Genomic DNA, 18947 nt, shown 5'->3' with positions numbered 1-18947 from the left:
AGGAGCCATAGGTGTCTATTTCTGTCCTAAATCGAGGCAGAATGTGGGCATGAGTACAAGCCAACGTTCGCTGCGCCTGCTCTCGCTGCTGCAGAGTCGGCGCTACTGGTCTGGACAGGAACTGGCACAGCGTCTGCAGGTCTCGTTGCGCACCCTGCGCCGCGACGTGGATCAGCTGCGTGAACTGGGCTACCCGGTACAGGCCGAACGCGGTGTGGGCGGGGGCTACCAGCTCGCCGCCGGAGCCGCGCTGCCGCCGCTGGTGCTCGACGACGAGGAAGCCGTAGCGCTGGTCATCGGCCTACAGTCCACCATCCACGGCGGGGAGAACACGCTGGCTGAGGCGGGACTGCGTGCCCTGTCCAAGGTGGTTCCGGTGCTTCCGACGCGCCTGCGGCAACGGGCCCAGGCACTGGCTTCGAGCACCGTTGCGCTAACTACCCAGTATTCCGCGCCGGAGCCGGTAGACCCGCAGGTGCTGGTGGTCTTCGCCCAGGGATGCCGCGACCGTGAACGTGTGGCTTTCGACTACCGCGATGCCCAGGGCATCGCCACTTCGCGCCGGGTGGAGCCGGTCAATCTGGTCAATGTGGGAAACCGCTACTATCTGGTGGCCTACGATGTGGACCGTGCGGATTGGCGCAGTTTCCGGGTGGACCGGGCCGAAAACGCCCAACCCCGGGCGCTGCGCTTCGCGCCGCGGCGGATTCCAGGTGGCGACGCGGCGCAGTTCGTGCGGGCCGGACTAAGCGGGTCCGGGCACCCACAGGTCAGCGCACGGGTGCAGGCAAGCGCCGGGCAGCTGGCCCCGCGTGTGGGGCGGTGGTTTGAGATTGAGCCGTTGGATGAGCACAGCAGCATGTTGCGCACCCAGAACGCAGACCTGCGCTGGGCCGCCTTTGGACTGGCGTTGTGCGAGGCCCCGGTCAGCGAGGTGCAGCCGCCGAAGCTGCGTGAGCTGCTTGCGACGTGGTCCGCCAACCTGACATCGCGGCCCGACTCGTAGAGCGAGGCCGGCCGATCTGAGCAACCTCGGGAACCCGATCTACCGGCAGTGAACCGAAGATAGCGATGGCTGGGGTGAACGCGGCGTCGTGGAGGCACGGGGCTGCGGCCAACGACCCCCAGATCAAAAGATCAACCGCGGCAACCGGGCCCGCGTTTGTCTGGCCCGGTGGTGCTTCCCGCTGGACCCACGCCCTGACGCACCAGCTGGGGATGCTTGCCATGCCGCGCAGCCAGCGATCACGGACAACAAAATTACCGCCCGCGTGGTCGAGGGATTCATCCCAACTCTTGCACGTCCCGGTGTTTCAGGGTCCGGGCATCGCCCATCAGCAAGCCCTGCACGAGCCGAGCATTGAGACTAGAGCCCCACCCATTCGGAGGATCCCGAAGTGAAGTGCTGACGCTTCCAGATGGGCACCTCCGCCTTGATGCGCTCCACCAGATTCTCGATGGCTTCGAAGGCCTCGCGCCGGTGCGCGGCTGCGGATGCCGCAACCAGCGCGGCATCCCCGATGGTCAGGGCCCCGACCCGGTGCACGGCTGCCAACCGCAGCCCGGTGCGGGCCTCCTCCTCGGCCAGGATCTTCTCCAGGAATTCCTGCGCCTGCGGGTGATGCGAGTAGTCCAGCGAGTTCACCGCCTGGCCGCCGTCGTGGTTGCGGATGATCCCGTGGAACAGCACCACGGCTCCGGCGGTGTCCGATTGCACGCCCTGCCTGACGGCGTCCTCATCGATGGGCTGGTCGGTGATCAGTGCGTAGCTCACGTAGCTCCTCTGCTTAGAACTCTTATGACTGCTGGTGCAGCGCGGATTCGGTCAGGTCGGGGGCCAGCTGCGCGACCGCTGGGGCGCCGCCGGGCACATAGGAGGCGGTGATGCCGCGCCCGGCCAGCAGCTGCGCGGCGCGCAGGGCCCGCGGACCCCTGGCGCAGTAGACCACCAGGGTTTCGGGCAGCGCCGGCAGCTCCGAGCCCGCGTCGATGGCCGCCTCCAGCTGCGGCAGCGGCAGGTGATGGGAGCCGCGCAGGTTCAGCGCGGCGCGTTCCTGCGGGTTGCGCACATCCAGCAGGAACGGGGGTTCTTGCGAAGCCAGCGCAGCCACCAGCGCCTCGGGGGCCAGCTGCTTGGGCTGCGGCAGGTTGCCGGCACAGAACAGCTCATAGTCGATCAGCTCGGTCACCGGTGGCGCGGTGGGATCCGGCGCGTACTCCAGGGTGCGCGTGCTTGCGCCCAACGCATCGTAGATCAGTACCCGGCCCACCAGCGGATCGCCGATCCCGGTGATCAGCTTCAGCGCCTCGGTGGCCAGCAGCGAGCCGATGGTTCCGCACAGTCCGGGCAGCACACCCCCGGTGGCGCAGTCGGCCACGGTGCCCGGGGCCGGCGGGAGCGGGAACAGGTCGCGGTAGCCCGGTCCGTGTTCGTGCCAGGCCACGGACACCTGACCGTGGTGCTGCAGGATCGAGCCCCACACCAGCGGGATGCCGGTCAGCTGGGCGGTGTCGTTGCTCAGGTAGCGGGTCGGGAAGTTGTCGCTGCCGTCGATCACCAGGTCGTAGCCGGAGAAGATTTCCAACGCGTTCGCGGAGGTCAACCGCAGGTGGTGTTCGATGATCCGCACCCCGGGGTCCAGGGCGCGCGCGGCGGCGGCCAGCGAGGCGGTTTTGGGCAGCCCGATGTTGGCGGTGGTGTGGGTGATCTGGCGGTGCAGGTTGGACAGCTCCACCACGTCGTCATCCACGATGCCCACGGTGCCCACCCCGGCGCCGACCAGGTACGGGATGCAGGCGCTGCCCAGTCCCCCGGCCCCGATCACCAGCACGCGGGCGGCGGCCAGGCGGCGCTGGGACGCCTCCCCGAATCCGGGCAGGGACAGCTGGCGCTGGGCCCGGGCCAGCTGCTCGTCGCTCAGCGCAGGGGCCGGGTCGACCAGGGGCTTAAACGCACGATCACTCATAGTCGGATCCTACGCGCCCGGCCGCGCCGGAGGATAGGCGATAGCATGAAGTCATGTCGCAGATTACGATACGCTACTTCGCCGCGGCGGCGGCCGCGGCGGGCACCGAGCAGGAGCGCTGGGCGCGCCCCGATTCACTGTCCCAGCTGCGCACCGAGCTGGCCGGCGCTTATGGCGATGCCATGGCCCAGGTCCTGCGGGCGGGCAGCTTCCTGATCAACGGGGTGGTCCGGCGCGATGACGGTGAGCTGGGCGATGACGCCGACCTGACCGTGGACGTGCTGCCTCCCTTCGCCGGCGGATAGCCCATGAGCTGCACCCTGGAAACCCACCGCGCGGAAATCGCGGCGCTGCTGGACCCGGTGATCGCGGCGTTGGGCACCCAGACGCTGGGCGTCGACGCCGCCGATCTGCCCGGTCGCGTCACCGCGGCCCGCATCACCGCGCCCCTGCCCATTCCCGCCTTCACCAATTCACAGATGGACGGGTTCGCCGCCCGCAGCGCGGAGCTGGCCGGCGCGAGCGCCGAGCACCCGGTGCAGCTGCCGCTGGGCGTGACCGCCGCGGCCGGGGACCGGCAAATCGAACTGCTGCCCGGCACCGTGTCCCCGGTGATGACCGGGGCCGTGATCCCCTCCGGGGCGGACACCGTCATCCCGGTGGAGGCCACCGTGCAGGGCGCTTTCGGTCCGCTGGTGCGCCGGGGCGAGGGCGAGCCGAGCGGGGTGGCGACCTTCACGCAGCCCTCGAAGCCCGGGCGCTTCATCCGGCCGCTCGGCCAGGACCTGCAGGCCGGTGCCGTGGTCGCGGAGGCCGGCGCCCGGCTGACGCCCACCCTGATCGGCGCACTGGCGGCCAGTGGCGTGCGCGGGGTTCCGGTGCGCGCACGGCTGCGGGTGCTGGTGTGCACCACCGGCAATGAGCTGATGGGCGGCACCGCCGAGTCCGGGCGGATCCCCGATTCAAATTCACCGATGCTCGCGGCGGTGCTGCGCGGCTACGGCGCCCAGGTGGAAGTTCTGCGGCTGCCCGATGACGCGCCGGCGCTGGCCCGCGAACTGGCCAAGCAGGCGCGGGAGGTGGATCTCATCCTCACGGTGGGCGGCATCAGCGCCGGGGCCTACGAGGTGGTGCGCGAGGCGCTGGCCCCCTCCGGCGGCAGTTTCCACCATGTGGCCCTGCAACCCGGTGGTCCGCAGGGTTTCGCGCTGCTGGAGGGCACCCCGGTGCTCTGCTTCCCGGGCAACCCGGTCAGCGCGCTGCTCTCGCTGGAACTGTTCCTGGCCCCCACCCTGCGCCGCCTGGCCGCAGTGGCCGAGCCCGTCCCCGAACAGTACGCCCTGGCCAACGAGGTGCATTCCCCGGGCGACAAGCACCAGGTCCGCCGCGGACTGCTCAACGACGGGCACGTCACCGTGTTGGATCCCGGCTCCCACCTGATTCACGACCTGGCACGGGCCGATGTGCTCGTGCACCTTCCCGTCGGTGTCGCCCACCTTCCGGCCGGCACCAAGGTAGACACTTGGAGATTCCATGACTGACTCAAACACCCCACACGCAGCTCATCCGAACCCGTCCGGCGAGCAGCAGCTGACCCACCTGCGCGCCGATGGCAGCGCGGCCATGGTTGATGTCAGCGACAAGCAGGTCACCAAGCGGGTGGCCACCGCGGAAGCCGTGTTCGTCACCCGCCCGGACGTGGTGCAGATGCTGATGAGCGGCAACCTGCCCAAGGGTGAGGCGCTGGGCACGGCCCGCATCGCCGGGATCATGGCGGCTAAACGCACCTGGGAGCTGGTGCCGTTGTGCCACCCGCTGCCGATTTCAAAGGTGTCGGTGGACTTCACTGCCGAGGAGTCGGCGGTGAGGGTGAGCGCGCAGGTGACCACCAAGGGGGTCACCGGGGTGGAGATGGAGGCGTTGACCGCCGCCAGCGTCGCCGCGTTGACCCTCTATGACATGGTCAAGGCCGTGGACAAGCACGCCGAGGTCACCGGCATCCGGGTACTGGCCAAATCCGGCGGAAAATCCGGGGACTGGGCCCGTGACTGATGCAGCCGCCGCCGTGCGCCGCGCCGGGGTGCTGGTCGCCTCCACCAGCGCAGCCGCCGGGACGAACCCGGACCGCACCGGGCCGATGATCAGCCAGTGGCTGCAACAGCGCGGCTTCGCCGTGGATCTTCGTATCACCGCCGACGGGCCGGAGGTCGGTGTCGGACTGCGCCAGCTGCTGGCGGATGAGCCCCGGCTCATCCTGACCACCGGCGGCACCGGGGTCTCCCCCACCGACCTCACCCCCGAGCAGACGACGCCGCTGCTGCAGGTGCAGCTGCCCGGAGTCATTGAGGCCATTCGCCGTCGCGGTGAAGCGGTGACCCCACTGTCCGTCCTCACCCGCGGGGTCGCCGGTTTCGCCGGCTCCTGCCTGATCGTGAACCTGCCCGGCTCCACCGGAGGGGTGCGTGACGGCTTGGCGGTCCTGGACCCGCTGCTGGAACACCTGCTCGAACAGCGCATCACCGGCGGTGGGCACGGCCCGCGACCCTAGGGGGCGGCCCGACCCGGTGCCGCGCCTGCGCCAACCGGTGATGCAGCAGTAGAGTCAAGTCATGGACACTGCACCAACCTTGATTCCGGCAGGCACCCAATTCCGTTCCGAGGACATTACCCACTGGCAGGGCAAGAATCCGCGCGGCACGGACACCACCGGCCAGCCTACGGACTCCCGCACCCTGGAGCAGGCCCTGACCGAGGCCGATCTGCTGGTCAGCACACCCCACTCAGGTGCCGCGATCCCCGAGGAGCTGGCCGGTTATCTTGCCCCAGAACTGACCCAGCGACTGCAGTACGATTTCTCCGATGTGGCCACCGCCTCCGTGGTCCGTCGCTGGGCAGACATTGATCCGCGGATCGTTGCCGTGATCAACCCGCATCCACGTATGGTTCGTGACCCCAACCGGGCTAAACCCCAGGACGTGGTGCAGACCCTGAGTAAGGCCATTGAGCGGGTGGGACAAGCCGGGAAATGGAATCCGGTAGACCTTAGCGGAGTAGATGCGATCCGCCCGGTGACATTTTCCTTCTTCCCCATCCTGCAAATCCCCGAAGACCATGAGGCGCTGCAGAAACTGTGCCAGGACTTCGCCGACACCGCCGAGCAGGGATTGGGTGTCTACGAGCGGACCCGTGACGAGTTGCTGGAGCGGCTGCTGCAGATCAGGCATGCGATCGCCAGCCCGGGTGCCGAGACGTCGCTGAGCTTCCTTTCCTTCCACGACACCATGAACACAACCACCACTGCGCAAGGCGCGGTTAATGTGCAGCGCAAGCCCGAAGACCGGTTGCCCAACGTGGTGGCGTTGTCCAACCGCGGGGATCAGCGCGGTGAAGCCCGCACCGAAGAGGACCCGCCCAGCATGAATCCGCAACGTCTGCGCCGCTTGGCGGAGGCGCACCGGGCGGCGTTCGAGGTCGCCAGTGCGGATGAGGTTCAGCTGAACACCCCATACCTGGGCAGCCAGGAAATCATTGCCGCACGCGAACGCTTCTCAGACTTCCACCACCGGCACCCGGACTCGGCCCTGCTCACCGACGCGGTGCAGGCGGAGTTCCGTCGCGAATACCTGCTTGGTCAGGCATTCACCGCGCAACTGCACGAGCCGGGAACCTCTTGGCCTCAGGAAGACCCGCAGCGAGTGGAGTTCCTGGCCCGCGCCTGCAAAGCTGCCTGGGACCGCTACCGCGGCTAGAACGCGTCCACGGCCAGGCCAATGACCGATCCGGCGATGATGGTGGTAACGGCCAGAATAATGCTGGGAAGGAAGAAGGAGTGATCCACCAGCTTGGTGCCGAGCTTGGTGCTGCCGCTGTCATCAAAGTTCGCGGCAGCGATCTGTGAGCCGTTGGTCGGCAGCAGGTAGATTCCGGCAAATGCGCCGGCCCACATGCCTGAGAGCAGTCCCAGTGGCATACCGGCGCTCAGCGCGATCGGCACCGCGGTGTTGGTCGCCGTGGACTGGCTGGTGGTCAGCACGCAGATCAGGAACACGCCCAGGGCGAAGATCCACGGCGCCTGTCCGATCAGTGCCCCTACGCCGTTGCTGACCAGGTCGCTGTGGGCTTCGAGGAAGGTGCTGGTCAGCCAGGCCAGACCGAACAGTGCAATGGCCGAGACCATGCCTGCTTTGAACACCGTAGAGGAGGGGATGTCCCCCACCTTCGGGCGGGCCACCATGATGATCACGGTTCCGGCCACGAACATGATCACTGGGATCAGCTGGCTCATTTCCATGCGCGTTTCGGCGCCGAAGGGCGGGCGCAGCGATGGGAACAGTCCGAACACCACGATCGCCAGCACTCCGGTAAAGAAGATCAGAGCAGCGTTGCGGCCGGCGGCCGTCGGCTCCGGAATAGCGGCCTTCGCCGGAGCGGTGGACAGCTGGGTCCTTGGCGCGCTTGTGCCGGAACGGTGTGCATCCGCGGCGGCCTTGACCGCGGCAGCTCCGGCCGGCGGCGGAATTTCCCCCGCCGCGATTTTCGCCTGGATCTGGGGGTCGTCCTCAATGTCCTTGCCCAGCTTGTTCACGATGAAGGCCGACACCACGATCCCGATGAGGGCTGCGGGCAGGGTGATCATGATGATGTTGATCATTTCGAAGCCAAGTTCGCTGGTGAACCCAATCATTGCTGCCATGGCCGCAGAAACCGGGCTGGCCGCCAAGGCCACACCGGTGGCCACCACCGAGAGCGATAGCGGCCGCGATGGGCGGATCCCGTTTTGGTAGGCGACATCCTTGATGACTGGCAGCAGCGGATAAAGGATGTTCGAAGTACCGGCTCCGACAGAAAAGAGGAAGGAAATCAGCGGGGCGACAAAGGTAATCATCTTCGGGTTCTTGGCGATGGCCTTCGCCGCAACAGCCACCATCCAGTCAATGCCGCCGGATTGCTGCATCACCGCCGCGGAGAGCACCACGGCCAGCACAATGATGATGGCCGAGGTGGGAATCGCCCCGGGCTGCAGACCGAAGCCAAAGACCAGCACTGCAACGCCGGTTCCTCCCCACAGCCCCAGGCCGACGCCGCTGGAGCGGGTGCCCATCAGGATCGCCAGGATGACAACCGCTAGTTCGAGTAAGACCTTTACTGTTTCCACGTGGTGACTCCGTTATTCGGGCTGTAGGCCTACAGCGCGTGAGCCTTGCTTCAAGGGCAGGTATTTCCCATTAGATCACCGGGAAAGCCAAGCGGAGAAACTAAAACCCCACTACAGACTGGTACATCCGCCGTTTTACCCACGAGAAGTCATGGCAGCGCCCAACTGCTGTGAGTAACCTATCGCTGGCCGGTTGCCGCCACCACGCCGGACCATGATCAAACAGACTTCTCCCGTGTATTCCAGCTCCTGGCTCCCTACCTGCTGAGGTTGGCCATGCTGGCGCACTTACTGGTTGGCCTGCGGACCGCCGCTGCTCCAGTCGTAGCCGCTTTCGGTCACCACAATCTTCCACGGTCCGTCGGGGACATCGACTTCATCGACGAACCGCCACGAGACCCCGGCCTGGGTTCCGTTCAGCGCATCAAAGCCCAGGCATCCAACGACTGCCGGGGAAACATCCATTCCGGCCCCGTTGAACTCGGTGTTCTTCGGGCGTTCGTTGTTCTCCCCGAAAACATACTCAAAGTCGTCGTAGACGACAGGGCCCGCATCGGCGATCTGGGCGAAACAGGTCTTGCCCCGAAAGCTCAATTCAACCCAGCGGTTCTTCATGTAGGAGAAATTCTTGTTCTCCAGATTTCCGGCATACCCGAAGTCGTTGGCCCACGGAATCAGGTGGCGCTGCGAGAACGCCTTCTCGTTGGTCACGTCATTGAACGGCAGGTCCAGGTAGAAGGGGTTCTGCTGGGGTGTCATGTGCTTCGGGAAATAGTTGTTGGCCGCCTCACGAACCTCCGTGTTGCAGACGCCGTCTTCGACCACACCGTCACATCCGCCGTAGCGCTCGTACCACCATCCGTCGTAGGCACTGATCATCTGCGAGCCGTCGTAGGCGTTCGGATCATGGATTTCCCCAACCCAGAAGGTGGTGGCCACCAGGCACAGATGCCAGGGAAAGCTTCGTCCCAACAGCGTTCGCGGGCCACGCCCGGTCGCGGCGCTCCACCAGTTGCCGGTAACGGTTCGAAGCTTGCATTTCAGTTCGTTTACGCCCAATGCTCCCCCTGCGACTTTGCCGTTCCAGTGCAGTGGCACAAGGTTCGGACCCCAATTTCCCCACCTTTAGTGAACCCGGTTTTCCCGGGGCGGGGCAAACCGTGTCGCAGGGCGCGCGTGTCGCGTGGTGGGAGCTTTCATCAGTTTTTCGCCCCCGGCACGCCCCTGCCCCTGCTGGCTTGGGAATCTGTGGGTCCCCCAAGCCGGCAGGGGCAGAAGCGGTGGATGGGATTGTGACGTTGGCGGATCCGGGCCGGTTAGTTGGCGAAGGTGTCCACGAGTTTGCCCTGCCCGTTCCACAACCCCAGCGAGTCACCACCGTTGTTCAGGATTGCGCTGCCCATATCGGCGTAGAAGGCATCCATGCTGTTGGTGCCGGGGCCAGGGTAGACGCGCAGCTGACCTCCGGCGGGGATGGTGTAGCCGGCAGGAATCTGCAGCAGGTTATTGGCGGCATCGCGCAGCAGATAGCCCGAGGCATCGACCGGACGGTGCCCGGGGTTGCTCAGCACCACGTGTTCACCGGTCTCGGGCTGCAGGTCATTGCCCGGCACGTCGTTGACCGATGAGTGGATCACCAAGCCGGGCTTGCCCGGAAACGGGTCACGACCGGAGAAGTGCCGGGAGAGCTGGGCCGGGAAATCACCGGTAATGCGTTCAACGCCCAGCTGCCTGGCGGCATCGGCAGTCTCGGTGGAGTTCACGGTGTAGACGCCCAGGCTAAGCCCGGCCCGCTTGACCCGTTCGGCACCGGCCGCATCCAGGGTCCGATAGCTGGTGCCGAAGGCGTCTGCGAATCGGGAGTAGCCTTCCAAGGTAGCGGCATCTGGCACGGTACCGGCCAGCTGCTGCAGCGGCACCTCGGGGGCCAGCTGCGCGAACCGCTGGTTGGATACGGCGTCAAAGCCGAGTACTTCAATGCGCCCGGCATCGAGCAGCCGGGACCAGCTGCGCTCCTGCTCCAGCGCCTTGGCCACCACTTCTTCGACGCCCGGCGAATTCTTGGGCGACTTGATCTCAATGAAAACCCCGGTAGTGCCGGTAACGGCCTGCGGCACCTGGTCAAAGTGCGGGATGCGTTCCCCAACGTAGGCCGCGGAGAAATAGGATCCTGCATCCAGCTGCTGCAGCTCATCCCAGGTAAATGACGTGATCGGCTGATGCTCGCGGCCTGGGAACACCTGCTCGACATTCGTGGTGCGTGCCGGGGTGTCGTCATGGAAGACGAACGGGACGCCGTCGCGGCTGAGCTGCACGTCGATTTCGATGAATTCGGCACCGGACTGGCTGCCGGCCTTGATGGCGGGAAGCGTGTTTTCCGGAGCCACTCCGGCAGCTCCCCGGTGGCCGATGAGTAGGGGTTCGTCTTGTGAGTGGGGTGCCGGAGCGGCAGCGGCCGGCAGCCCCAGCCCGGCGAGCATGAGGGCTGAAAGCGCCCCAAGGCAAAGCGATCGAATGTTCACGTCAGCGGTTCTCCTGTGTTTCGAATACAACACCGCCTACTGTTTCGCGCGCGGGCAACAGCTCCGCGAAATGGACGTGAACTGAGCCTGAACCGAAGATATTCCGGGTCAGTACATCTCTTGATAACTAGCGCCGCGCGGCGAGCGCCTCCTCGACCTGGCCGGCCGCCCGCAGCAGCTGCGGGAGCACCCGCTGGGCCGCTTCCTGCGCATCGGCCGGGCTGTCGGGTCCCACGCTCATGGATACGTTCATGGCCGCGGCGATGCTGCCGTCCTTGCTGAACACTGGAACAGCCACCGAGCGCAGTCCCACGGACAGCTCCTGGTCCACCAGGGCATACCCCCGTTCCCGGACCTTCTCCAGTTCCGCTTCCAGGGCCTCGGCGTTGGTGATGGTGCGCGGGGTCAGTGCGGCCGGAGTGTCCTGGAGGACCTGCTGCACGGTTTGCGCCGGCTGATGGGCCAGCAGCACCCGGCCCATGGAGGTGCTCAGCGCCGGGAAGCGGGTCCCCACAGAGATCCCCACCTGCATGATGGAGCGGGTGTGCACGCGGGCGATGTACATGATTTCACTGCCCTGCAGCACGGAGGCGGAGGCCGATTCCCCGACACTGGCGGAGAGCTCCTCCAGCACCGGTTCAATGAGTTGCGGCAGGGTGGCGCTGGACAGGTAGGCATACCCCAGCTGCAGCACCAGCGCGGTGAGCGCGAACTGTTTCCCGTCCGTGCGCACGTAGCCCAGCTCGGCCAGGGTGTGCAGGAATCGGCGCGCGGTGGCCCGGGACAGTCCGGTGCGTGCGGCGACCTCGGACAGCGTCATGGACGTGTGTTCGGCGTCGAAGCTGCGGATGACCTGCAGTCCGCGGGCCAGGGACTGCACCGAGGTCTTCGCCGACGTGCTGTTCTCGCTGTTCTCGCTGCTCAAGGCTCTCCTGGTTGATGTGCTCCGCCCACGGGGTGCCGTGCTGCGGGGATGGTGAAGGGGCACGTGGCCTTGGATGGCGCGTGCCCCTCCTAATTTACTGGTTGTTGGCGAGCACCGCCTTCGCGGATGCCCGCGGAGGCCTGGCGCGTTTAGCCGCGGGCGAGTTCGACCGGCAGCTTGGCCTGAAGCTCCTCGAAGCTGATCCCGTGGGTGGAGCGCACGAACACCTGCCCCTGGCGCAGCTCAAAGACCGCGACCTCCGTGTAGATTCGCGAGACGCAGCCGAGCCCGGTGACCGGATAGCTGAGCTGGTCCACCAGCTTGGAGTCCCCGTTCTTCGTAAACAGGCTCATCATGACCCAGGTCTGCTTGGCGCCGATGGCCAGGTCCATGGCGCCGCCCACGGCCGGGATCGCCCCTTCGGCTCCGGTGTGCCAGTTGGCCAGGTCCCCGGCGGCCGAGACCTGGAAGGCCCCGAGCACACAGACATCCAGGTGCCCGCCGCGCATCATGGCGAAGGAGTCGGCGTGGTGGAAGAAGCTGGCTCCGGGCAGCTCGGTGACCGGAATCTTGCCGGCGTTGATCAGGTCCTCGTCCACCTGCTCCCCGGTGGCTACCGGTCCCATGCCCAGCATTCCGTTCTCGGTATGCAGGGTGACGCCCTGTTCGGCGGTGAGGAAGTTGGAAACGTTGGTGGGCTGGCCAATGCCAAGGTTGACGAAGGCACCGGCGGGGATGTCCGCGGCCACCATCTGGGCCATCGCATCGCGGGTCAGTTTTTCGTCGGTGTGCAGCAGCGTGCTCATCAGTTCTTCCCTCCCAGTGCCACCATGGTGTCCACGTAAATGCCCGGGGTCACCACGACCTCCGGGTCGATGCCGCCCACCGGCACGATCTCATCAACCTGGACAATGGCCTGCTTGGCGGCTGTGGCCATGATTGGTCCGAAGTTGCGCGCGGTCTTGCGGTAGACCAGGTTGCCGTGGGTGTCGGCCCGCAGCGCCTTGATCAGTGCGACATCGGCGCGGATCGGGGTCTCCAGGACATAACCGCGCCCGTCAATCATGCGCGTTTCCTTGCCCTCGGCCAGCAGCGTGCCGTAGCCGGTGGGGGTGAAGAATCCGCCGATCCCGGCGCCCGCCGCACGAATGCGTTCGGCCAGGTTTCCCTGCGGAACCAGTTCCAGCTCGATGTCCCCGGCCCGGTAGGCCTCATCGAAGTGCCAGGAATCGGATTGGCGGGGGAAGGAGCAGATGATCTTCTTTACGCGGCGTTCCTTGATCAGCAGGGCCAGGCCCGCGTCGGCCTGTCCGGCGTTGTTGTTCACCACGGTCAGGTTCGTGGCCCCGCCATCAAGCAGGGCGTCGATCAGTTCCATGGGTTGCCCGGCGTTGCCGAAGCCGCCGATCAGGACGGTGGAGCCGTCCTTCACTTGGGCCACGGCCTCGGCGGGCGAGGTGGCGATACGTGGTGCCATCAGTGTCTACCTCTCTGAGCAAAAATCCTTGGGGAGGGGCGAACCCCCGGTGTGGCTAGTTGGCGGCGTTGACGTTCTCGATGACCACGGCCAAGCCCTGGCCAACGCCAATGCAAATGGCCGCCAGGCCGTAGCGCTGCCCCGACTCCTGCAGCCGGCGGGCCAAGGTCCCCAGGATGCGCAGGCCCGAGGCGCCCAACGGGTGGCCGATGGCGATGGCCCCGCCCCAGGCGTTGACGATGCCCGGGTCAATGTCCCAGGCGCGCAGGCAGGCCAGCGACTGCGCCGCAAACGCCTCGTTCAGTTCCACCGCGGCGATGTCGTTCCACGACAGTCCAGCCTTGGACAGCGCCTTGTTGGCGGCTTCGACGGGGGCGAAGCCGAAGTACTGCGGGTCCAGGGCGTGGGCCGCGTTGGAGATGATGCGGGCCAGCGGGTCCAACCCGAGCGCCTGACCTCCGGCTTCCGAGCCAATGAAGGCTGCCGAGGCCCCGTCATTCATGGGTGAGGCATTCCCTGCGGTCACGGTTCCGGTTTCGGCCGGGCGGAACACGGTGCGCAGTCCGGAGAGGGTTTCCGCCGTCGAGTCCGGGCGGACGGTCTCGTCGCGGGTGACTTCGGTGCCCTTCTTGGACGCCGGGGGCACCGGCACGACAAGGTTGTCGTACTTGCCGGCCTGCCAGGCGGCGGCAGCCTGCTGGTGGGAGGTCGCCGCGAACTGGTCCTGGTCTTCGCGGCTGATCTGGTACTTTTCACGCAGCTGCTCGGTCGCTTCACCAAGCGAAACGGTCCATTCCCCAGGCATGGACGGATTGACCAGGCGCCACCCCAGGGTTGTGTTGGCCAGTTCCAGGTTGTTCATGGGGAAGGGGCGCTCGGTCTTGGGCAGCACCCATGGCGCACGGCTCATGGACTCCACTCCCCCGACAAGCACCAGGTCCGCATCCCCCGTGGCGACCTCGCGGGAGGCGGCTATGGCCGCGTCCAGGGAGGAACCGCACAACCGGTTCATGGTGGTGCCGGGGATGGAGGTGGGCAGCCCGGCCAGCAGCGTGGCCATGCGCGCGACATTCCGGTTCTCCTCGCCGGCCCCGTTGGCGTTGCCGAAAATAACCTCATCGAGGGCGGAGGCATCCAGCTGCGGCGCGCGGGCCACCAGTTCGCGGATCACGTGCGCGGCAAGATCATCCGGCCGGTGCCCTGACAGGCTCCCGCCCAGCTTGCCAAAAGGCGTACGGATCGCGTCATAGAGATAGGCCTGCTGCATTAAGTCACTGCTCCATTACCGTTCGATGTTCATACTGTGAACTTTCGTTCGTAAAACGAACAATATCAGCCACAGCCCTCGCGCTCAATACTAGCAAAGAAGTTCGCTATGCGAACTAGTGTGCGTGAAGTGAATTTGGTGCTAACATCGCTTTGCTATGACGCACATCACCGCCACTTCGTCGGCGGGACTCGAAGGGAGCCACCTTGACTACGTCGCTTAGCGGCACCAGGCCGCAAAAACTTGGCGGCTGGATTGCCGCCCTCTGCTTCTTCATCGTGGTCTTCGAGGGCTACGACATCGTGGCGTTGGGAGCCACCATTCCCGTATTGACCGACCCGGACATCGGAGGCTTCAGTGTCGCCGCCATGAACTGGGTAAACACGTTTTCCCTGATCGGCGTCGGAGTGGGAGCCGCGCTCATGGGGCGTTTGGCCGACCACTTTGGCCGTCGACGCCCCCTGCTCCTGGCGGTTCTGGTGTTTTCGGCCTTCACGCTGGTCTTTCCGCTGATGCCCAATGCGGCACTGATGGGGTTGGTGCGTTTTATCGCAGGTCTGGGACTCGGTGGATGCATGCCGGTGGCCCTGGCGTTGATGCAGGAGAACGCGCCGGTTGGACGCCGGGCCCTGGCCAACAACCTGCCCATGGTCGGATATCACCTGGGTGCCGTACTGGCCTCCCTGGCTGGCCGGGCCGCGGGCATGCACTGGTCGTTGCTTTACTATCTGGGCGGCGGACTAGGCCTGGTGCTGCTCGGCCTGCTTTGGTTCAAGCTCCCCGAAAGCGAAGTGCGCCCCGCGGGAGAGCGCAGCTCGCTGGCAGATGTGCTCAAGCCCAAGTACTTGCGCAGCTCGATCGGCTTGTGGATTGCGGCGTTTATGGGTCTGGTCCTGGTCTATGGATTAAACGCCTGGTTGCCCAAGATCATGGGCGCCGCCGGCTACCCGGTGGCCGACTCCCTGACAATGCTCTTTGTCCTGAACCTCGGGGCGATCGCCGGCCTCATCATCAGCGCCTATGCCGCCGACGCGAAGGGAATCAAACTGGTTTCCCTGCTCTGGTTCGCCGCCTCGGCTGTCTTCCTGGTTCTTCTGGCCCTGCCCTTCGGAAGCCAGGCATTGCTCACGGTGGTCCTCTTCATCACCGGCGTCTTTGTTTTCAGCGCCCAATGCCTGATGTACGTCTATGCCGGGCACGTCTATCCTCGTGACATGGTGGCCACCGGCATCGGTTTGGCTTCGGGGATCGGGCGTTTCGGCGCGATTATCGGCCCCTACGTCACCGGTCTCATGGTGGCCGCGGGGACCGCATATCCTGGGGCGTTCTTCCTCTACGGGGGTGCTGCACTGATCGCGGTGCTGGTCATCGCGCAGATCCCCAAGCCGAAGTCCTCCTAGCGGCAAACGGACGAATCCCGGGGCCAACAATTGAGTAAGAGTGTGCCGGTGCCACAGGATGGCACCGGCACACTCTTACTCATTCCGTCCCCTAGAAGACCTGCCGGGTTCCCCCACCATGCCCAGCGCATCTCCCAGCCCCTCCCACTCGTTCGCCAATATTCCCGCTGCCGTCAACAGACTAAAGTTGATTCATGGCCAACTCGCCCAGTGGGGATTCCATGCTGGACCGCATTGTGCGGATCCTGGATTCCTTTGACCCCAAGACCCCGAAGCTTTCGGTCGCCGCCCTGGCTCGACGCGCCCAGATTCCCCGCGCCACCATGTACCGCTTGATTGAGGATCTGGTCGGCCACGGTTTGCTGGCGCGTGATCACGAAGGACAAATTTCACTGGGGCTGCGGCTGTGGGAGCTGGCCAACCGCAGTGCCGCTACCCAGGACCTGCGCACCGCAGCACTGCCCTTCATGGAGGACATCAATCAGCTTCTGGGCCAGAACACCCAGCTGGCAATGCTGCATCAGGATGACGTCCTGGTCATTGAGCGTCTCTCCCGTCCCGGGTCGGTGGTCAATCAGGCCAGCGTTGCCGGGCGCATGCCGATCCACCGCACCTCCATGGGCATGGCGCTGCTGGCCTACTCCCCGGTCCCGGTGCTGGAGGACTACCTGAGCCGACACGAGGAAGCCGTCCTCGACTACCATCCCCGGCTGCGTCATGAGCTGGCTGAGATCCGACGCCGCGGCTACGCCACCTTCGATGGCTTTATCGATCCCGAGACGACCGGGGCGGCGGCCCCGATTCTTGACGGTCACGGGTACGCGGCGGCCGTGTTGGCTGTGGTGGTTCCCCGGGGCTCTGCAACGCTGCCCGCCGCGGCCATGGCTCTGCGCACTGCGGCACGAGGCATCTCACGGGCCCTGGGCTACGCCGCCGACGGTTAACCCGGGCCGCCGGCTCCCCCACAGCGCGGACGGGCTTGATGCTGCCTGGGCTGGTCGGTCTATATGGCGTTGCGTGCTTCGGCAAGGATGGCCCGCATGACCACGTCCTCGGCGGCGGTCGGCTGCCGATTCGTGGCGCGGGCCAGCTGAATTCGCCACTTCAGGGGCACCGGCACCGCCCAGATTCCCTGGGTCCCCGAGCGCTCGACGGTGGACTGCGGCAAAAAGGCGACACCCAGCTCCTGTCGGACAAGCTCCAGTGCGAAATCCAGTGAGACGACCTCCGTGCGCACGCTGCGGTGCAGTCCCTGCGCGGAGAAGGCGGAGTCAATGGTCGTTCGGTTTCCCCAGCCTTCGGGGAAGTCCACGTACTGTTCCCCGGCGATTTCCGAAAGGTCGACGTGCTGACGCCCGGCGAACCGATGCCCCGCCGGGATGACCAGGACCATTGGCTCGGCATGGATCTCATGCAGCGCTATCCCCGCGACCTGGGGATCACTGACCGAGAGCAGTGCCAGGTTCAGCGTTCCCTCCTGCACAGCGGCCAGACTGGTGCGCGTCCCCTCCACGGTCAGCCGCAGCTTGACCACGACTTCCGGATACCGTCGATGAATCTCCAGCAGCACCTTCCCCATGTCCAAGGTCCCCAGATAGGACAGGGTGCCCAGCGACACCGTGCCGCGCACCGTTCCTCCCACGGCATCGACTGCGTCCCGCGCGCCATCCACTTCCGCCAGGATGGCCCGCGCCCGGGGCAGCAGCGCCTCCCCCGCGGGAGCCAGGCGAACGCTGCGCCCCTGACGGACGAAAAGCTGGGCTCCCAGTTCGCGTTCAAGCTGCTTGATTCCCGCCGAGACGGCCGACTGGACCACGTTCAACTCCTGTGCTCCACGGGTGAAGCTCAGCTGTTCGGCGACGGCCAGAAAGTACTGGATCTGGGATAACTGCATGCTTCAGTATCACCAAGCAAGATGCAAGCAATCAACATTTATCGTTGGACGCGATCAACACCGCCACGGATGATGGATTCATGCCCGTTTCATCTTCCCCCGCGGCAACCCGCTCCGCACCCGCCGTGCAGCACGGCCGCGGCTTTTGGATTGTCGCCTTCGCGTTCCTGACCTCGATGGCCTTTGCCTCCGCCCCGGCCCCGCTCTACGTCCTATATCAACAGCGGTCAGGGTTCAGCTCCTTCACCGTCACCCTGATCTTTGCCGCCTACGCCCTGGGCGTAGTGGTGAGCCTGTTTCTGGCCGGACATATCTCCGACCGTGTCGGCCGACGCCGCATCCTGGTGCCCGCCGTGGCCCTGGTTTTCATCTCCACACTCGTCTTCATCTTTTGGCAGGACCTGCCCGGGCTGCTCACCGCGCGTTTCGTCTCGGGCCTTGGGGTGGGCATGTTGACCGCGACCGCGACCGCCTGCATGACCGAACTGCACGCCACTTCCCGCCCGGGGACGGGCTTGCGCCGGGCCGAGGTCATCGCCACCGCCGCCAACATCGGCGGGCTGGGTCTGGGGCCTTTGGTCTCTGGAATGCTGGCGGAGTTTGCCCCGGCTCCGCTCTACACCACCTACATTGTCTTTGCCGCGCTGCTGCTGCTCGGCCTGCTGTCACTGGTCCGTGTCCCGGAAACCGTGCAGGTGGATCGCAACTGGAAATATCGGCCACAAAGGGTTTCGGTGCCCCCGGAGGCCCATTCGCGCTTTGCGGCCGCGGCGATGATGGCATTTGTCGGATTTGCCATGTTTGGGCTGTTCACCTCCCTGGCCCCGGCTTTGATTGCCGGCGAGCTGGCCATCACCTCCCATGTGGTCTCCGGCGCCGTGGCCTCCGTGGTCTTTGCCGCGGCTGCCGCGATGCAGGTGGTTTCCTCGCGCTGGAGCCTGCACCGGCAGACCACGGCGGGTCTGGCCTGCCTGGGTATCGGCCTGCTCCTGGTGACCGCCAGCATCCTGGTGGCGTCCCTGGCGCTGCTGGTCATTGGCGGACTGGTGGCCGGTGCAGGCTCGGGGATGTCGTTCAAGGCAGGAATCGGCACCGCCATTTCCATTGCCTCCCCGGCCCAGCGCGGCGAAGCCCTCGCCGGCATTTTCCTGGCCGGCTACCTGGGAATGTCAGTGCCGGTCCTGCTGCTTGGCGCACTGATGCAGTTCATTGCGCTGGCGCCATCGGTGCTCGGCTTTGGCGCCTTCATGTTGCTGCTGCTGGGCGTCACCCTCCTGCTGTTGATGCGCAGCCGGCGCACGGGCATCTAGGACAGAAGCATTCGCCCCGCACCTTCCCGAT

The 18947-nt window shown here is 65.9% G+C and carries 19 protein-coding genes; 9 read left to right on the top strand and 10 right to left on the bottom strand.

The features are described from left to right. Nucleotides 1-49 precede the first annotated feature (49 nt). On the top strand, nt 50-1006 hold the full coding sequence (locus tag AC6I21_RS01860; RefSeq protein WP_497762977.1) for a helix-turn-helix transcriptional regulator: 957 nt from the start codon (nt 50-52) through the stop codon (nt 1004-1006). Between the two features lie 360 nt (nt 1007-1366). Here AC6I21_RS01860 and AC6I21_RS01855 read toward each other — a convergent pair whose 3' ends face one another. Both AC6I21_RS01855 and AC6I21_RS01850 read right to left on the bottom strand, forming a co-directional pair. Next, entirely contained in the window at nt 1367-1774 is a 408-nt protein-coding gene (locus AC6I21_RS01855) for a molybdenum cofactor biosynthesis protein MoaE (RefSeq protein WP_138175028.1), read from the bottom strand. Between the two features lie 22 nt (nt 1775-1796). After that, nucleotides 1797-2966, bottom strand: a complete 1170-nt coding sequence (locus AC6I21_RS01850) for a ThiF family adenylyltransferase (RefSeq protein ID WP_497762976.1) — start codon at nt 2964-2966, stop codon at nt 1797-1799. A 53-nt stretch (nt 2967-3019) separates the two neighbouring features. Between AC6I21_RS01850 and AC6I21_RS01845 the strand changes: the two genes are divergently transcribed. The 5 genes from AC6I21_RS01845 (at nt 3020) to AC6I21_RS01825 (ending at nt 6715) form a co-directional block, all read left to right on the top strand. Beyond that, nucleotides 3020-3271 (top strand): MoaD/ThiS family protein, encoded by a 252-nt coding sequence (locus tag AC6I21_RS01845; RefSeq protein WP_138175032.1) that lies wholly within the window; start codon nt 3020-3022, stop codon nt 3269-3271. A gap of 3 nt (nt 3272-3274) precedes the next feature. Next, the gene (locus tag AC6I21_RS01840; RefSeq protein ID WP_497762975.1) at nt 3275-4507 is read left to right on the top strand and encodes a molybdopterin molybdotransferase MoeA; all 1233 of its coding nucleotides are present in this window, start codon (nt 3275-3277) and stop codon (nt 4505-4507) included. Continuing rightward, nucleotides 4500-5018, top strand: coding sequence for a cyclic pyranopterin monophosphate synthase MoaC (gene moaC / locus AC6I21_RS01835; RefSeq protein WP_497762974.1), 519 nt, complete (start codon nt 4500-4502; stop codon nt 5016-5018). Before AC6I21_RS01840 ends, moaC begins: the two co-directional genes overlap by 8 nt. Beyond that, nucleotides 5011-5514: a molybdopterin-binding protein gene (locus AC6I21_RS01830; protein ID WP_497762973.1), complete on the top strand. Its 504-nt coding sequence runs from the start codon at nt 5011-5013 to the stop codon at nt 5512-5514. The genes moaC and AC6I21_RS01830 overlap by 8 nt, the downstream gene beginning before the upstream one ends. Before the next feature lie 61 nt (nt 5515-5575). Further along, nucleotides 5576-6715, top strand: coding sequence for an N-formylglutamate amidohydrolase (locus AC6I21_RS01825; protein ID WP_497762972.1), 1140 nt, complete (start codon nt 5576-5578; stop codon nt 6713-6715). Here AC6I21_RS01825 and AC6I21_RS01820 read toward each other — a convergent pair. The 7 genes from AC6I21_RS01820 to AC6I21_RS01790 all read right to left on the bottom strand — a co-directional run bounded on the left by AC6I21_RS01820 (nt 6712) and on the right by AC6I21_RS01790 (nt 14312). Beyond that, a complete protein-coding gene (locus AC6I21_RS01820; RefSeq protein ID WP_497762971.1) occupies nt 6712-8121 on the bottom strand; it encodes an anaerobic C4-dicarboxylate transporter family protein in 1410 nt (469 codons plus the stop codon). The genes AC6I21_RS01825 and AC6I21_RS01820 overlap by 4 nt on opposite strands. A gap of 288 nt (nt 8122-8409) precedes the next feature. Beyond that, nucleotides 8410-9093: a hypothetical protein gene (locus AC6I21_RS01815; RefSeq protein WP_497762970.1), complete on the bottom strand. Its 684-nt coding sequence runs from the start codon at nt 9091-9093 to the stop codon at nt 8410-8412. A gap of 344 nt (nt 9094-9437) precedes the next feature. Continuing rightward, the gene (locus AC6I21_RS01810; protein WP_497762969.1) at nt 9438-10643 is read right to left on the bottom strand and encodes a glycerophosphodiester phosphodiesterase family protein; all 1206 of its coding nucleotides are present in this window, start codon (nt 10641-10643) and stop codon (nt 9438-9440) included. Nucleotides 10644-10770: 127 nt separating this feature from the next. Beyond that, complete coding sequence (locus AC6I21_RS01805; protein WP_497762968.1) at nt 10771-11568, bottom strand: IclR family transcriptional regulator domain-containing protein; 798 nt, start codon at nt 11566-11568, stop codon at nt 10771-10773. Between the two features lie 149 nt (nt 11569-11717). Then, a complete protein-coding gene (locus AC6I21_RS01800) occupies nt 11718-12374 on the bottom strand; it encodes a 3-oxoacid CoA-transferase subunit B (protein ID WP_054821251.1) in 657 nt (218 codons plus the stop codon). Further along, the gene (locus tag AC6I21_RS01795; protein WP_497762967.1) at nt 12374-13045 is read right to left on the bottom strand and encodes a 3-oxoacid CoA-transferase subunit A; all 672 of its coding nucleotides are present in this window, start codon (nt 13043-13045) and stop codon (nt 12374-12376) included. The genes AC6I21_RS01800 and AC6I21_RS01795 overlap by 1 nt, the downstream gene beginning before the upstream one ends. Before the next feature lie 55 nt (nt 13046-13100). Beyond that, on the bottom strand, nt 13101-14312 hold the full coding sequence (locus AC6I21_RS01790) for a thiolase family protein (RefSeq protein WP_497762966.1): 1212 nt from the start codon (nt 14310-14312) through the stop codon (nt 13101-13103). A gap of 206 nt (nt 14313-14518) precedes the next feature. Between AC6I21_RS01790 and AC6I21_RS01785 the strand changes: the two genes are divergently transcribed. Both AC6I21_RS01785 and AC6I21_RS01780 read left to right on the top strand, forming a co-directional pair. Continuing rightward, on the top strand, nt 14519-15712 hold the full coding sequence (locus AC6I21_RS01785) for an MFS transporter (protein WP_246049687.1): 1194 nt from the start codon (nt 14519-14521) through the stop codon (nt 15710-15712). 194 nt (nt 15713-15906) lie between these two features. Next, the gene (locus tag AC6I21_RS01780) at nt 15907-16656 is read left to right on the top strand and encodes an IclR family transcriptional regulator (protein WP_497762965.1); all 750 of its coding nucleotides are present in this window, start codon (nt 15907-15909) and stop codon (nt 16654-16656) included. Nucleotides 16657-16715: 59 nt separating this feature from the next. Here the strand turns inward: AC6I21_RS01780 and AC6I21_RS01775 are convergent, their stop codons facing one another. Continuing rightward, the gene (locus tag AC6I21_RS01775; RefSeq protein ID WP_497762964.1) at nt 16716-17606 is read right to left on the bottom strand and encodes a LysR family transcriptional regulator; all 891 of its coding nucleotides are present in this window, start codon (nt 17604-17606) and stop codon (nt 16716-16718) included. A gap of 80 nt (nt 17607-17686) precedes the next feature. On the opposite strand from AC6I21_RS01775, the gene AC6I21_RS01770 reads away from it, so the two are divergent. Further along, nucleotides 17687-18916: an MFS transporter gene (locus AC6I21_RS01770; RefSeq protein WP_497762963.1), complete on the top strand. Its 1230-nt coding sequence runs from the start codon at nt 17687-17689 to the stop codon at nt 18914-18916. Nucleotides 18917-18947 lie beyond the last annotated feature (31 nt).

This window comes from Glutamicibacter sp. St.4D3 (assembly GCF_059728615.1).
Note: the sequence above shows the minus strand (reverse complement) of the source record. Positions and strands in the feature narration are given on the sequence as shown.

Coding starts and splice junctions, on each gene's coding strand:
- moaC (WP_497762974.1), top strand. CDS start 4,500: ATGACTGACTCAAACACCCCACACGCAGCTCATCCGAACCCGTCCGGC.
- AC6I21_RS01770 (WP_497762963.1), top strand. CDS start 17,687: ATGCCCGTTTCATCTTCCCCCGCGGCAACCCGCTCCGCACCCGCCGTG.
- AC6I21_RS01860 (WP_497762977.1), top strand. CDS start 50: ATGAGTACAAGCCAACGTTCGCTGCGCCTGCTCTCGCTGCTGCAGAGT.
- AC6I21_RS01795 (WP_497762967.1), bottom strand. CDS start 13,045: ATGGCACCACGTATCGCCACCTCGCCCGCCGAGGCCGTGGCCCAAGTG.
- AC6I21_RS01845 (WP_138175032.1), top strand. CDS start 3,020: ATGTCGCAGATTACGATACGCTACTTCGCCGCGGCGGCGGCCGCGGCG.
- AC6I21_RS01825 (WP_497762972.1), top strand. CDS start 5,576: ATGGACACTGCACCAACCTTGATTCCGGCAGGCACCCAATTCCGTTCC.
- AC6I21_RS01840 (WP_497762975.1), top strand. CDS start 3,275: ATGAGCTGCACCCTGGAAACCCACCGCGCGGAAATCGCGGCGCTGCTG.
- AC6I21_RS01775 (WP_497762964.1), bottom strand. CDS start 17,606: ATGCAGTTATCCCAGATCCAGTACTTTCTGGCCGTCGCCGAACAGCTG.
- AC6I21_RS01850 (WP_497762976.1), bottom strand. CDS start 2,966: ATGAGTGATCGTGCGTTTAAGCCCCTGGTCGACCCGGCCCCTGCGCTG.
- AC6I21_RS01800 (WP_054821251.1), bottom strand. CDS start 12,374: ATGAGCACGCTGCTGCACACCGACGAAAAACTGACCCGCGATGCGATG.
- AC6I21_RS01790 (WP_497762966.1), bottom strand. CDS start 14,312: ATGCAGCAGGCCTATCTCTATGACGCGATCCGTACGCCTTTTGGCAAG.
- AC6I21_RS01780 (WP_497762965.1), top strand. CDS start 15,907: ATGGCCAACTCGCCCAGTGGGGATTCCATGCTGGACCGCATTGTGCGG.